This window comes from Ginsengibacter sp. (genome assembly GCF_057362405.1).
Genome location: NZ_JBMQQG010000235.1, coordinates 16,115 through 28,089, shown reverse-complemented (window position 1 = coordinate 28,089; position 11,975 = coordinate 16,115). Strand labels below are relative to the sequence as shown.

Sequence of the window (11,975 nt, the reverse complement as noted above, 5' to 3'; positions counted from 1 at the left end):
TATCATGGGAAACAGGCGCAAGTTTGACATTGCCTTCGTTGGTTTAAAGCCTGGAATTCATGAGTTTAACTACGAGGTAGATCAAAAGTTCTTTACAGATTACCAGCAGGATAGTGGTGCCGCAATCGAATTCAACGACTGTGAAGCAATCATAAAACTGAAGCTCGAAAAGAATACGTCATTTATGATGTTGAAGTTTGAAGTGGGCGGCAGTGTAAATGTTATTTGCGACCGGTGCGGAAACGCGTTAACGATGAATCTTTGGGACGAATTTAACATGGTGGTAAAGCAAGTTGAAAACCCCGACGAGATGAATGAAAGTGAAGAAGATCCCGATATTTATTATATATCGAGAACTGAAAGCCATCTTCATCTTGCAGACTGGATTTATGAATTTGTATCCCTGAGTATTCCGATGCAGCGAATGTGTAGCGAACAGGAAATGGGTGGGCCTCAGTGTAATAGAGAAATACTCTCTATGCTAAAAAAAATGGAGTCGGGAGTAATTGAAAATAATCATCCCCTGCAAAAGGGACTAGAACAGTTTAAGAAAAAAAACAATTAATTTATATTTTAATCTACGGTTATGCCAAATCCAAAACGCAGACATAGTCAGCAAAGAAGTGCCAAAAGAAGAACACATTATAAAGCCGATGCTCCAACTTTGAGCGTTGATAGCACTACCGGCGAAACGCATGTACGCCATCGTGCACATGTAAATGAAGGAAAGCTTTACTACAAGGGAAAAGTAGTTGCAGAGAAAGCGCCTTTGAAAGCCTAATCAATCGGTTCTACATATTTATGATATCCAAAAATAAAGTTTGAGTAACTTCAACTTTGTTTTTGGATTTTTTATTTGAAGTAAACGCAATGAACGTTACTTTTATTAAAAACATCATCAGTTAACTTATTATTATGAATATTGCACTTGATATGATGGGTGGGGATTTTGCTCCATTGGAGGCCGTAAAGGGTATTCAACTTTTTCTTTCGCAACCGCAACCGCAGGTAAACCTTGTTCTAATTGGCAATGAACAAAAAATAAATCCTCTTTTAACTGAATACAAAATAGCTTCTGAAAATATTAAAGTGGTTCATGCCGACCAGGTGATTGAGATGCACGAACATCCCACAAAAGCCTTAAAGGAAAAGCAACAATCTTCTATTGCAATTGGATTTCATTTATTAGCAACTGGAAAGGTAGATGCATTCATCAGCGCAGGGAATACCGGTGCCATGATGGTGGGTTCATTATTTAGTATTAAGGCAATTGAAGGAGTACAACGACCAACCATAGGCGCATATCTGCCTAAAGAAAACGGCGAGCTTTCTTTGTTGGTTGATGTTGGGCTTAACAGTGATTGTAAGCCTGAAAATTTAAGCCAGTTTGCTATACTTGGCTCTTTGTTTGCAAAACATATTTTGAATATCCCTGATGCACGTGTTGCCTTGGTAAATTTAGGTGAAGAAGAAGGAAAAGGAAATCTCCTTACGCAAGCCGCGTATCCGTTACTGAAAGAAAACAATCAAATCAATTTCATTGGAAATGCCGAGGGACGAGATCTTCTAAAGGATAAGGCTGACGTTTACGTGTGTGACGGATTTACCGGAAATGTTATTTTAAAATTCGCAGAATCTATTTATGATATCGTACAAAACAGGAAGATTAATGATGAGCATTTTAACCGCTTTAATTTTGAAATTTATGGTGGCGTTCCTGTTTTGGGTGTAAACAAACCCGTGATTATCGGTCACGGCATTTCGCATGCAAAAGCATTTGACAATATGATTAAAATTGCGAAGAAAATGCTTGATGAAAATTTGATCGATAAGATGAGAAGTAGTTTTTCCCATTAAATTTATAACGACAAATTTGCAATTATCAGTAAAGTGTGCATTTATTTGCCGGCAAAAGTTTCGCCGCTTTATTTCGTGGCCTTTACCCGATATCGCTAGCTTAAAACGCAATTTTAAAGAAGGCATTTCTATATTTTCAGATATTGAAATCCTGGAAACAATTTCCCGGCGCAGGTGGGTGAAAGCCTAAAGTTATAATCAATATAAAAGGTGTCAGTCGCCCCTCAACCTTATCCTTTATTTACTATTTTTACTACAGTCATATTTCAAAATGCCGGATGATTTGCAACAGGAGAACTTTACGATTTTTGTTTATACTCTGCACCTTTTATTCGTTGCATTTTTCCTTGTATGCGCAAATGGATACAATTCCTAAAAAGTCAATTTCAGATACCATAGCTAAAAGGCCGAAATCGGATTCAATGATAAGAATATCGCTCGACGAATATCTGAAAACGCGAAAGGGGCTCGTTGGCAAAATGTTTAAGGGCTTTACAAGAGATACAACCCCTATAAAAAAAGCCAACAATCTAAGAAGAAATGATGCACCCTATAAACTTTTTGAAGGAGCTGTTATCAGGAAGATAATAATTAAAGATCTTCCTTTTGGTATTCCACTTACCGATACTTCAAAAAAAGTGGTTACCGCATTCACTAAAATTGCTAATACAGTACACCATACCACACGAAGGGCAGTTATTCGAAATAACCTTTTCTTCAGAGAGAACGAGTTGCTCGTTCCTTACCTCATGGCGGATAACGAAACTTATCTTAGGCAATTACCTTACATACAGGATGCAGTTATAGATTTGGAGCCGGCGCATGACCTTAGTTTGGATTCAGTTGATGTATACGTTGTGGTAAAAGACCTGTTTTCCCTGGGTGGTTCTATTTCATCATTAGGATTAAAGAATACTGATGTGGCCGTTAGAGAAGATAATATTACAGGGTCAGGAAATGGTATTGTTATACACGGTTTATACGACATAAGCAGGCGAAGAAATTTCGGCGCTGGTATTGAATACATCTTGAGAAATATAGGCAACAGCTTTATAAATTTTAATTTTGGTTATCAAAGCTATTACCCAAATATAATAGGGCTTAAAGAAGAAAATCTTTATTTTATGAGGCTTACAAAACCCTTAATAAACCGTTATGCGCATTGGACATATGAGTTTGACGGATCTTATCATTCTACGAGGAATATGTATTCTTCTGATTCGATTTATTTAACAGACCAGCGGTACAGGTATTACAATGTGGATACATGGTTGGGATATAACATTAATTCCACTGGTTTCAGCACTACAGCTGAGGATAAAAAGCTAAGAAAATTAATAGGCTTACGGGTTATTGATCAACAATTCCAGGACATACCACTTAAGTATATTCCCCAATACGATTGGCGCTATGCAAATCTTACCGCAGCTATAGCATCATTATCTTTTTATCGGCAAAATTTTTATAAATCCCAGTATATATATGCATTTGGAATTAATGAAGATATTCCCGAAGGTCTGAATCTTACTCTAACGGCCGGGTACACGAAAAAGCAGAATTTATCTCGTCCTTTTTTAGGCTTTAATTATGAACGATCCACTTTCAATGCAAGAAATAACTACTTCAGCTATGCCATACGTGCGGAAGGTTACCTGGATCATAAAAAGTTTGAGGATATTAATTTGTTTGGAACCATTGATTACTTTGACCATTTAAAAGCTATAGGAAAAAAATGGAAGCAGCGCACGTTTGTTGATGTCGGCATTGCTAAACAAATCAATACAGTTCTCAACGAGCCATTATATATCAATAGTAAATATGGCCTGCCTGCATTTAGACGTGGGCCGGAAGGAGGCTCTCTTCGCACATCCGTAAAAGCAGAATCCGTTTTTTACAGTCCATGGGCATTAGAATCATTTCGCTTTGCACCTTTTATTTTTGGCAATGCCGGGCTGTTCACCCCTTATAACACTCCAATAAATACAAGTAATATCTACACAATTGTTGGAGCAGGTTTACGAACACGAAATGAGAGTCTTATTTTTGGAACACTTGAACTTAAAGGTTATTATTTTTTAAAGAAAAACATTAACAATGAGAATTGGCGGGTGGACATTAGTACTGATATAACTTTCAAATACAATACTCAATTAGTGAGGAAGCCTGACTTTATCCAGGTAAACTAATAATTTAATCCATACTAATCAGGGTCCTCCTATAATTCCGTAATGCACACTGGGCTTTAGTTTGGGGATAATTTATTGTACTAAAAACCCCGTAATGGCATAAAAAGTGCTCAAAACGGGGCAGACAAATACTTCCCAAATGTACCGCAATTTATTATTTGAACATCCTTACGATGTTCAGTTAGCAGCATTTTACAATACAGCTCTTGGGGAACTTTACCGGGCCATTCCATTCGATACGCTCAGCAAACAAGTTGCTACACCCAAGCGTGCAATAAGTGATAAAGGTTGTAAGCCCTGGTTTGACGTAAAGGGCGGGATGGCTTTGCAAATATTAAAATCCTATTACCGTTGCAGTGATGCCATGCTGATAGAACAACTCAATGGCAACTGGCAAATGCAAATGTTTTGCGGTATTCTTTTAAAACCAGGAGAACAGATAAAAGATAAAGACATTGTGGGCCGTTGGCGTTGTTTTCTTTCAAAAAAACTTGATATAGATAAGTTGCAAATCAGTTGCGTGCAGCACTGGAAGCCCTTCACAAACCCATACTGGCTTTTGTGATGCTACGGTTTATGAGAGTTACATCGAATATCCCACGGATGCAAAGTTGATATGGAAAGGATGTTGTGATGTATACCAGATGATAAAAAATAAGCGCCGGGAATTGAAGCTTCGCCACAGCCGGATCAATCATGAAAAGCGCAAAACACAATACCTGGGCTTTGCCAAACGCAGAAAGAAAAGCAGGAGGCAAAGCAAAAAGATATGCAGGCTGCTGCTCAAATACCTGGTTCGTTTAATGGAACAGTTAGATGATTTATTAAAGAAACATGCCGAAGTATTAAGCGGCAGCCAGTACCACCGGCTTACTACCATCACTAAATTAAAAGAACAGCAATGGCAACTGCACTTTGGCAAGCAGGCAACGGTGCCCGATAGGATTGTATCACTGCATAAACCGTATGTACGTCCCATTGTTCGTGGCAAAGAAGTAAAGCCGGTAGAGTTTGGCGCTAAAGTAAACATGCTATTGGTAGATGGCATCAGCTTTATAGAACACCTCAGTTACGATAACTTTAATGAAGGCACACGGCTGCAAAGCGCCATTCATCTGCAGAAGAGGTATTTTGGAGCCTGCCACCAAATGGGAGCCGATGCCATTTATGGCACCAACGATAACAGAACGTATTGTACTAAAAATAGTATAGCCACCAGCTTTGTACCCAAGGGCAATGAAGGCAAACTCAAAGAACAGAAAAGCCAAATGCGTTCCATTCTTAGTAAAATAAGAAGCACCGTATTGGAAGGAAGTTTTGGTAACGAGAAGAACCATTACCAGATGAATAAAATAAAAGCAAAGACACAAGGCAATGAAAAGGTGTGGATATTTTTCAGCCTGCTTACCTGCAATGCCTTGCAAATAGGCAAACGAATACAGGCAGCAAAAAAAGCAGCGCAACAACAGCAGTTGCAACCTGCAGCATAAAAAACAGCAAGACCAAATAACCGAAGAAGATCTATGTCTTGACAACAATAAAAAAAGAAAAATGAATAAGTAAAAACAAATTAACACCCATAAAAAGTAAAAAAATCATCCCAATGCAACTCTCACCTAACCCCAAATATTTCTCTGCTTGCAATTTCAGGAAGACCCTAATCAGACCGAAGTGCATAAAACAAAAAGCATCTGATTTCGCTCTTCTTATCATTCCGATTGCTCGGAATTCTAATTAAACTAACCTGATGCTTTTTTGCTGAAAGCTTTGATCTTTTAAGGGATTTTCCACTTCCAACTTTGTACCACTAAGATACATACACAATAGACGGTTTTCCAAATATTTTCACTGGTTGTTCTGCACCGGTTTTTCACAAAGTTATGCACATCACAAAGCTGAGGGATTGTTATCTATCTCAATGGTTTGGGTGGTGTTTTATCATTTTAAAAATATAGGGTATCGAAAAACATTATTTCATCGCCATCGAATTATGGAATTAAATGAATAAAATTATTTTGGTTATGCTTCCTGGTTATTTAGAAGATATCAGAGGAGGATTAAAGACACGCATTTTTAAGTACAGGTGTGAAATAACGTTGAAAAATGATTGGATTTAAACTTATTTTCTGTATTATTGTTGTTCCCCCTATAAGTTCCTTAATTAAACAGGTTTACCTGCTTTATAAAAGTTGTTGCGTCATTTCAAATGCAACAAATGCTTTTTTAAATTTTTACAAAGTCCTCTTAATTCAAAATCCTTAGTTAAAAATTGAAGTCTGCCTGGGATAATACTTTTGAGCTATAAATAAGTTATTCATTTAGATAAATGCCCCTTAGATCAACAAATAAAATTCCTTCTATAAAAGATTTACGGAAAGACAGCAACCTCATTGAAATCTGTCTCCGGGTAGTAAATAACGTCGACGCAATGCTCGCATATTGGGATGAAAATGAAGTGTGCAGATTTGCAAATAAAGCTTATATAAAGTGGGCTGGCAAATCGGGCGATGCCTTAATAGGCCAAATGAAAATGAAAGAGTTTTTGGGACCTCTTTACCCCGAAAACCGCCATTATATCAGGAAAGTACTATCTGGTAAAAAGCAGGTTTTTAAGAGAGATTTCAATTTGCCAGACGGATCAACTGATCACTATATTGTTACTTATACTCCTGATAAGATAAAGGGAAAAGTATTAGGTTTTTTTGTTCATATTGCCAATATAAACATGACAATGAAACTTGAGGAGAAGCTTATTGATTCTGAAATAGCGAAACGAAGAGAAGTGTTACGTTCAGTAATTGAAACCCAGGAAACAGAAAGAGAACTAATTTCTTATAAGCTGCGGGATAAAGTAAATCAAATTTTGGCATCATCTAAAATGTTGCTTGATGCCGGTGAAAAAAGCAAAGACGGCAAAACGTTTCTACCAACGATTTCCCAAAATATTCACGAAGCGATTGACGAGCTGAACATAATCAGTACTGATCTTTCTCCCTCTATTATTATGATGATCGGCCTTGTTGCAGGAATTAAAGAATACATTAACAAGTTTGAAGGAAGGCACCCCGTCTTAATACGATTTAATTGTTTGGATAAAAAGATAGAGAACCTCGCAATAAGCGACAAAATTTCTATATTCCGTGTTGTTCAAAATTACTTGTTATTAGCGTCAAACAGTCCGGCATGTAAAACGGTAACTATTGAAATTAGCCGTTTGAATGACAAATTAATTTTACGTCTTCAAAATAGCGATGTTAGCTTTAAGTTGCCTTTACGGAGCAAAGAATTCATTGATATTGAACACCGGCTGGAGTATTATGATGGTTCCTGGAAAAATTTCGTTGGAAAAAATAAAAACACGCTTCTTCTGGAATTTAGCATCCCCTCTTAAAATTAATAGTACTATCCGTTTTTGGGTTAATATCGTAAATAAACTATTAGTTGATTTAAGGAGAATATTCTGACAAATGGCTTTATAATTCAAACGCATTTAAATATCTTGTAATAAAATCTGCAATTTTGAGGATTCTATTCAGGAAATATTTTGAACTGACTTTTTGGATTACGGCTCTTGTCTCCTTAGCTGTTATGACTCCCGGCTGCGACTCTCATTATTCATTCTGTATATTTAAGTTTTTGGGACTAAAATTTTGTCCGGGTTGCGGTCTTGGCCATTCCATCAGTTATTTATTCCATGGAGATATTCATGAATCGCTTTCAACGCATCCACTGGGGATTTTTGCAGTAACTGTTCTCATCTGCAGGATATACAATCTATTTCGGCTATGCGTATTTTCTAAAACTATAAATTATTATCATGGACTTCAATAACACAAACCCGGTGAACCCAGTACTTTTAAAATATCTTTACGATATTACGCCGGAAGAATTAATTACTATTAACTCACGCACACAAGGCTTCGGTGATGATGAGTTAACTCATTTCTGCATGATTTATCGATCTAAAAGGAAAGACCCTCAGACAATTTTATTGTTGTGCCTGCTCGGCCTTGTATTTGTTGCGGGCATTCACCGCTTTGTGCTCGGACAGGTAGGCATGGGAATTCTCTATTTTTTTACAGGAGGTTTATGTGTTATAGGCACGATTGTAGATGCTATAAATCACAAGGATCTCGCATTGGAATATAATGGCAAAATGATTGCCGAAACTTTAACGATGCTGAATATGATCAAAAGATAAAATCATTTCATTAGGTTTCCCTTAGAATTATACTTTTTTATTAGCTGTAAAAAAACAACGCTTACTACTCATTATATACATTTTTCCAATCCTGACTAACCAACTCAATCCTGCTAACTGGATCATGATGAACCAGGCTGTAAATTTGACTGCAACGTCTAATTTCGTTGGACTAACGGTTTAAAAGAATTATATGTTGATACTGCAAAAGGCCACACTACAGGATATACCTCAATTAGAAATCCTTATAAACAGTGCTTACCGCGGAGATAGCTCAAAAAAAGGGTGGACAACGGAAGCAGACCTGCTTGACGGAATACGCACTGACTCCGAGAGCCTCAAGGAAATGATTTCTAAAGAGGGTTCTGTCATTTTGAAATGGGTCGGCGGGAATAATCTCTTGCAAGGTTGCGTATATCTTGAAAAAAGAGGAAACAGAATGTACCTGGGAATGCTTACTGTTTCACCGATGCTCCAGGCCAAAGGAATTGGTAAACAACTCCTTGTTAAAGCTGAAGAATATGCACAATCACAAGAATGCTCAATCATTGAAATGACCGTTATATCAGTTCGTGCCGAGCTCATTGCATGGTATAAAAAACATGGCTATAAAGATACCGGCGAAAAAAAACCATTCCCCAATGAGGTAAAATTTGGAATACCAAAACGACCACTTGAATTTATAGTGATGCAAAAGGAAATTTAGGTAATAGAAAATATAATATTTCTTATAATCTTTGGATCTATTTATTTTATTTTTGAATTATTAGCCAATTTAGCTCAGGTGGTAGAGCAGCACCCTCGTAATGTGCAGGTCGTTGGTTCGAGTCCAATAATTGGCTCAATAGGTAAATAACACGAAAGCTTTTATTTTTTGTTGCGTTCGTAAGGAATTATGTTATCCCATTCATCGGCGGAAGACCTTGCTACAAAAGCAACCACGGGTTCAGTGTCGCTCATATTAAATACTTCGTGTGGCACTCCCGGCTTAATATAAATAAAATCCCCCGCCTCGTTTTCTAATATTTTTTTTAATCCACCCCCAAATTCATGTCGCACTTTTCCCTGCAAAATATAAAGTATAAGCTCGAAATCTACGTGAATATGCGCATGGGCAACTCCGCCCGGAGGAATGGTTGCAATATTAGCAGAAAGCTTTGTGGTACCAACGTTCTTAGCGGACATCCCTTGTTTATAATAGATACCATTCCAATCCCTTCTTTTTCCACCCCCACGGATAGTTAAAATTCCGTCGTGGTCTTCAACCGCACCCGGGTCAATATTATCATTACTATTTTTCATAATCTTTAATTTCAGTTTAGAAATCGACTCGCTTATATTTTTCTTTAAATAATAAAATTAACGGCTTTTTCTTTTTGTTTAAATATTTATATATATATTTAGCATACGACTGTACCATAAGATTTCTTTCTCCGCTGCGAAACACCTGACGACTCTTTACAAATTATTAGCTTAAAAAAACATTTTTATGAAAAAGCGCTCTGCTATTTTTATTTGGTGTGCCTTTGCACTAACAATTTTTATTTTCTCAAAATGCAACAATAATCAGCCAGCTACCGGTGGGAACCAAAAAGACTCGACAGTTGTTGCAAAGAATGACAATGGCGGCTTCGAAAGCCAGGTTAAATGGGGTGAGCACCTTGTTACAATAGGCGGCTGCAACGATTGTCATACCCCCAAGAAAATGGGCCCTAATGGGCCGGAGGATGACATGAGCCTGATGCTTTCAGGGCACCCAGCCCAACAACCCCCACCAGCTTTCGATGTAAAAGAAGCTGCAAAAAAAGGGCTTGTCGTTACTCAAAGTTTTACAGCGTGGATGGGGCCGTGGGGAATAACGTACGCGGCAAACATTACGTCGGACTCAACGGGCATTGGTATGTGGACTGAAGCGCAATTTCTCAAAGCTCTGAAAGAGAAAAAGTGGATGGGTCTTGATAATACACGGCCGCTTATGCCGCCTATGTCAATGATGCCGGCAACTCTAATGACAGACGACGAAATGAAAGCCATTTTTGCCTACCTTAAAACAACACCACCAATTAAGAATGTTCAACCAACCGCTATGTTGCTTCCTCCTCCTGCCAAGCAGTGAAACAATAGCATTGGAAGTTTCCGAGTTTTACCATGCGTTTAAATTAAAGGGCATGGTAAAACCCGGAACAATTTGCCTCGTGGACTAAATCTGAAAATCTATGATATAACTCGCTGACATTTTTTCAAAACGCCAAAGAAATTTTTCCTACTCTCCATTGATTACAAGCTAACAGAAGTTTTTCTTTTTAAGGCCCTCTTGAAAATTGGTAAACAGAGACGTACCCGCGACACAATTTTTAATTAATCACTAAAAGTAATCAGTTATGAACACAAAAAAATTTCTTATCGGGGGAATTGTTGGCGGCATTATCTATTTCCTGCTCGGCTGGGTATTTTATGGTAATCTGCTTTCAGATTTTTTTTATGAAGAATGCCGGTTCAGCCACTGGTGTTAGCAGGGCCATGGATCAATTTATTTGGTGGTCGTTAGCACTGGGAAATATATTTGGAGGATTTCTTTTGGCTTATGTTTTCATAAAATCAAATGTCAATTCCATCAGTGGTGGTTTGGTAACGGGTGCCATAGTAGGGCTGTTTACGAGCCTTTCTTACGATCTTATCATGTACGGAACCTCCAATCTTATGACCTCCACAGGTGTTATGGGTGATGTTGGCACTTTCACAGTGATGTCGGCAATTACGGGTGGAATAGTTGGATGGATTTGCGGGCTCGTAGGAAAACCCTCTGTTAGTAAAGTTTGATGTTGATATAATGATTTGCCATGAGACTAGCAGCTCATGGCTTTTTTATGAAAAGATATTTGCGCAGCTCGTGCTTTTTTTATAACACTATTTTATTTTTGTTGTAATATTTTTTTGTAAAAAATAATGAATTGAAAAATCACAATTATAAAGTTGATATTAAATGGACGGGCAATTTAGGAAAGGGAACAAGTAATTATACGGCTTATGAACGAAGTCACCTAATTAGTGTGAATGAAAAAGATTGCATTTATGGATCTTCGGATCCGTCATTTCGGGAAGACAAAACAAAGTATAATCCCGAAGAATTATTCATAGCTTCCTTATCTACCTGTCACATGCTTTGGTTTTTACACCTATGCTCCGATGAAAAAGTTGTTGTTATTGACTATGTAGATACCGCAACGGGAACTATGCAGGAATCAAACGATGGTGGGGGCCGTTTCATAGAAGTAACTTTACATCCAAGCGTTATTGTAAGCGATGTATCGATGATTAAAAAAGCAGATGAATTACACCATACGGCCAACAAATTATGTTACATAGCTAATTCATGCAATTTCCCGATTCATCATAAACCAAACTGCAAAGCAGCAAATGCTTGATATACGACCCATATGCGAAAACTGCGGAAAGCCGCTTCCTAATGAAAGCACCGAGGCTATGATCTGTACGTTTGAATGCACGTTTTGCATAGCCTGTGTAAATGACATACTGTTTAATGTTTGCCCAAATTGTGGCGGCGGATTTGAAAAGCGTCCCACGAGGCCTAAACCGCTTTTAGAAAAATATCCTGTCTCTGCAAGAGAACTTTTGAAGCCGGTCAAGCCGGATCAATTTCAAGTAACCCTTAAAAGATATAAGGACATCCCGCCTAATGAAAGATGAGCCTTTATGCCTCCCCAACCACT

16 protein-coding genes and 1 tRNA gene are annotated in these 11,975 nt (G+C 37.8%); 16 read left to right on the top strand and 1 reads right to left on the bottom strand.

What is annotated here, in order from left to right; translation table 11 throughout:
- The first annotated feature begins 4 nt into the window (after positions 1 to 4).
- The 11 genes from ACO1O5_RS20015 to ACO1O5_RS19965 all read left to right on the top strand — a co-directional run bounded on the left by ACO1O5_RS20015 (position 5) and on the right by ACO1O5_RS19965 (position 9,086).
- Positions 5 to 565, top strand: coding sequence for a YceD family protein (locus ACO1O5_RS20015; RefSeq protein ID WP_486273426.1), 561 nt, complete (start codon positions 5 to 7; stop codon positions 563 to 565).
- A gap of 21 nt (positions 566 to 586) precedes the next feature.
- The gene (gene rpmF, locus ACO1O5_RS20010) at positions 587 to 781 is read left to right on the top strand and encodes a 50S ribosomal protein L32 (RefSeq protein ID WP_486273424.1); all 195 of its coding nucleotides are present in this window, start codon (positions 587 to 589) and stop codon (positions 779 to 781) included.
- A gap of 134 nt (positions 782 to 915) precedes the next feature.
- The gene (plsX, locus tag ACO1O5_RS20005) at positions 916 to 1,857 is read left to right on the top strand and encodes a phosphate acyltransferase PlsX (RefSeq protein ID WP_486273422.1); all 942 of its coding nucleotides are present in this window, start codon (positions 916 to 918) and stop codon (positions 1,855 to 1,857) included.
- A 422-nt stretch (positions 1,858 to 2,279) separates the two neighbouring features.
- Positions 2,280 to 4,043 (top strand): hypothetical protein, encoded by a 1,764-nt coding sequence (locus ACO1O5_RS20000; RefSeq protein WP_486273420.1) that lies wholly within the window; start codon positions 2,280 to 2,282, stop codon positions 4,041 to 4,043.
- A 139-nt stretch (positions 4,044 to 4,182) separates the two neighbouring features.
- Entirely contained in the window at positions 4,183 to 4,608 is a 426-nt protein-coding gene (locus ACO1O5_RS19995; RefSeq protein WP_486273419.1) for a hypothetical protein, read from the top strand.
- Positions 4,609 to 4,687: 79 nt separating this feature from the next.
- The gene (locus ACO1O5_RS19990) at positions 4,688 to 5,533 is read left to right on the top strand and encodes a transposase (protein ID WP_486273417.1); all 846 of its coding nucleotides are present in this window, start codon (positions 4,688 to 4,690) and stop codon (positions 5,531 to 5,533) included.
- Positions 5,534 to 6,369: 836 nt separating this feature from the next.
- Positions 6,370 to 7,434 carry a PAS domain-containing protein gene (locus ACO1O5_RS19985; protein ID WP_486273415.1) on the top strand — a complete coding sequence of 355 codons (1,065 nt, stop codon included), beginning with the start codon at positions 6,370 to 6,372 and terminating at the stop codon, positions 7,432 to 7,434.
- A 197-nt stretch (positions 7,435 to 7,631) separates the two neighbouring features.
- Positions 7,632 to 7,874, top strand: a complete 243-nt coding sequence (locus tag ACO1O5_RS19980) for a DUF2752 domain-containing protein (protein ID WP_486273462.1) — start codon at positions 7,632 to 7,634, stop codon at positions 7,872 to 7,874.
- Positions 7,861 to 8,244 (top strand): TM2 domain-containing protein, encoded by a 384-nt coding sequence (locus ACO1O5_RS19975; RefSeq protein ID WP_486273413.1) that lies wholly within the window; start codon positions 7,861 to 7,863, stop codon positions 8,242 to 8,244. Before ACO1O5_RS19980 ends, ACO1O5_RS19975 begins: the two co-directional genes overlap by 14 nt.
- A gap of 193 nt (positions 8,245 to 8,437) precedes the next feature.
- Complete coding sequence (locus ACO1O5_RS19970; protein ID WP_486273411.1) at positions 8,438 to 8,950, top strand: GNAT family N-acetyltransferase; 513 nt, start codon at positions 8,438 to 8,440, stop codon at positions 8,948 to 8,950.
- 63 nt (positions 8,951 to 9,013) lie between these two features.
- Positions 9,014 to 9,086: transfer RNA gene (locus ACO1O5_RS19965), tRNA-Thr, on the top strand.
- A gap of 25 nt (positions 9,087 to 9,111) precedes the next feature.
- Here the strand turns inward: ACO1O5_RS19965 and ACO1O5_RS19960 are convergent.
- Positions 9,112 to 9,546, bottom strand: coding sequence for a cupin domain-containing protein (locus ACO1O5_RS19960; protein WP_486273409.1), 435 nt, complete (start codon positions 9,544 to 9,546; stop codon positions 9,112 to 9,114).
- Between the two features lie 187 nt (positions 9,547 to 9,733).
- Here ACO1O5_RS19960 and ACO1O5_RS19955 point away from each other — a divergent pair, with 187 nt between their 5' ends.
- The 5 genes from ACO1O5_RS19955 (at position 9,734) to ACO1O5_RS19935 (ending at position 11,952) form a co-directional block, all read left to right on the top strand.
- The gene (locus ACO1O5_RS19955) at positions 9,734 to 10,360 is read left to right on the top strand and encodes a c-type cytochrome (RefSeq protein WP_486273408.1); all 627 of its coding nucleotides are present in this window, start codon (positions 9,734 to 9,736) and stop codon (positions 10,358 to 10,360) included.
- 265 nt (positions 10,361 to 10,625) lie between these two features.
- Positions 10,626 to 10,757, top strand: coding sequence for a hypothetical protein (locus ACO1O5_RS19950; RefSeq protein ID WP_486273406.1), 132 nt, complete (start codon positions 10,626 to 10,628; stop codon positions 10,755 to 10,757).
- Positions 10,726 to 11,064 (top strand): hypothetical protein, encoded by a 339-nt coding sequence (locus ACO1O5_RS19945; RefSeq protein WP_486273404.1) that lies wholly within the window; start codon positions 10,726 to 10,728, stop codon positions 11,062 to 11,064. Before ACO1O5_RS19950 ends, ACO1O5_RS19945 begins: the two co-directional genes overlap by 32 nt.
- A gap of 131 nt (positions 11,065 to 11,195) precedes the next feature.
- Positions 11,196 to 11,669 carry an OsmC family protein gene (locus tag ACO1O5_RS19940; protein ID WP_486273402.1) on the top strand — a complete coding sequence of 158 codons (474 nt, stop codon included), beginning with the start codon at positions 11,196 to 11,198 and terminating at the stop codon, positions 11,667 to 11,669.
- Positions 11,662 to 11,952 (top strand): DUF1272 domain-containing protein, encoded by a 291-nt coding sequence (locus ACO1O5_RS19935; protein WP_486273400.1) that lies wholly within the window; start codon positions 11,662 to 11,664, stop codon positions 11,950 to 11,952. Before ACO1O5_RS19940 ends, ACO1O5_RS19935 begins: the two co-directional genes overlap by 8 nt.
- The last annotated feature ends 23 nt before the right edge of the window (positions 11,953 to 11,975 follow it).

Excerpts from the sequence above, each read along its gene's own strand:
- ACO1O5_RS20015 (WP_486273426.1), top strand. The coding sequence starts at position 5 with ATGGGAAACAGGCGCAAGTTTGACATTGCCTTCGTTGGTTTAAAGCCT.
- rpmF (WP_486273424.1), top strand. The coding sequence starts at position 587 with ATGCCAAATCCAAAACGCAGACATAGTCAGCAAAGAAGTGCCAAAAGA.
- plsX (WP_486273422.1), top strand. The coding sequence starts at position 916 with ATGAATATTGCACTTGATATGATGGGTGGGGATTTTGCTCCATTGGAG.
- ACO1O5_RS20000 (WP_486273420.1), top strand. The coding sequence starts at position 2,280 with ATGATAAGAATATCGCTCGACGAATATCTGAAAACGCGAAAGGGGCTC.
- ACO1O5_RS19995 (WP_486273419.1), top strand. The coding sequence starts at position 4,183 with ATGTACCGCAATTTATTATTTGAACATCCTTACGATGTTCAGTTAGCA.
- ACO1O5_RS19990 (WP_486273417.1), top strand. The coding sequence starts at position 4,688 with ATGATAAAAAATAAGCGCCGGGAATTGAAGCTTCGCCACAGCCGGATC.
- ACO1O5_RS19985 (WP_486273415.1), top strand. The coding sequence starts at position 6,370 with ATGCCCCTTAGATCAACAAATAAAATTCCTTCTATAAAAGATTTACGG.
- ACO1O5_RS19980 (WP_486273462.1), top strand. The coding sequence starts at position 7,632 with ATGACTCCCGGCTGCGACTCTCATTATTCATTCTGTATATTTAAGTTT.
- ACO1O5_RS19975 (WP_486273413.1), top strand. The coding sequence starts at position 7,861 with ATGGACTTCAATAACACAAACCCGGTGAACCCAGTACTTTTAAAATAT.
- ACO1O5_RS19970 (WP_486273411.1), top strand. The coding sequence starts at position 8,438 with ATGTTGATACTGCAAAAGGCCACACTACAGGATATACCTCAATTAGAA.
- ACO1O5_RS19960 (WP_486273409.1), bottom strand. The coding sequence starts at position 9,546 with ATGAAAAATAGTAATGATAATATTGACCCGGGTGCGGTTGAAGACCAC.
- ACO1O5_RS19955 (WP_486273408.1), top strand. The coding sequence starts at position 9,734 with ATGAAAAAGCGCTCTGCTATTTTTATTTGGTGTGCCTTTGCACTAACA.
- ACO1O5_RS19950 (WP_486273406.1), top strand. The coding sequence starts at position 10,626 with ATGAACACAAAAAAATTTCTTATCGGGGGAATTGTTGGCGGCATTATC.
- ACO1O5_RS19945 (WP_486273404.1), top strand. The coding sequence starts at position 10,726 with ATGAAGAATGCCGGTTCAGCCACTGGTGTTAGCAGGGCCATGGATCAA.
- ACO1O5_RS19935 (WP_486273400.1), top strand. The coding sequence starts at position 11,662 with ATGCTTGATATACGACCCATATGCGAAAACTGCGGAAAGCCGCTTCCT.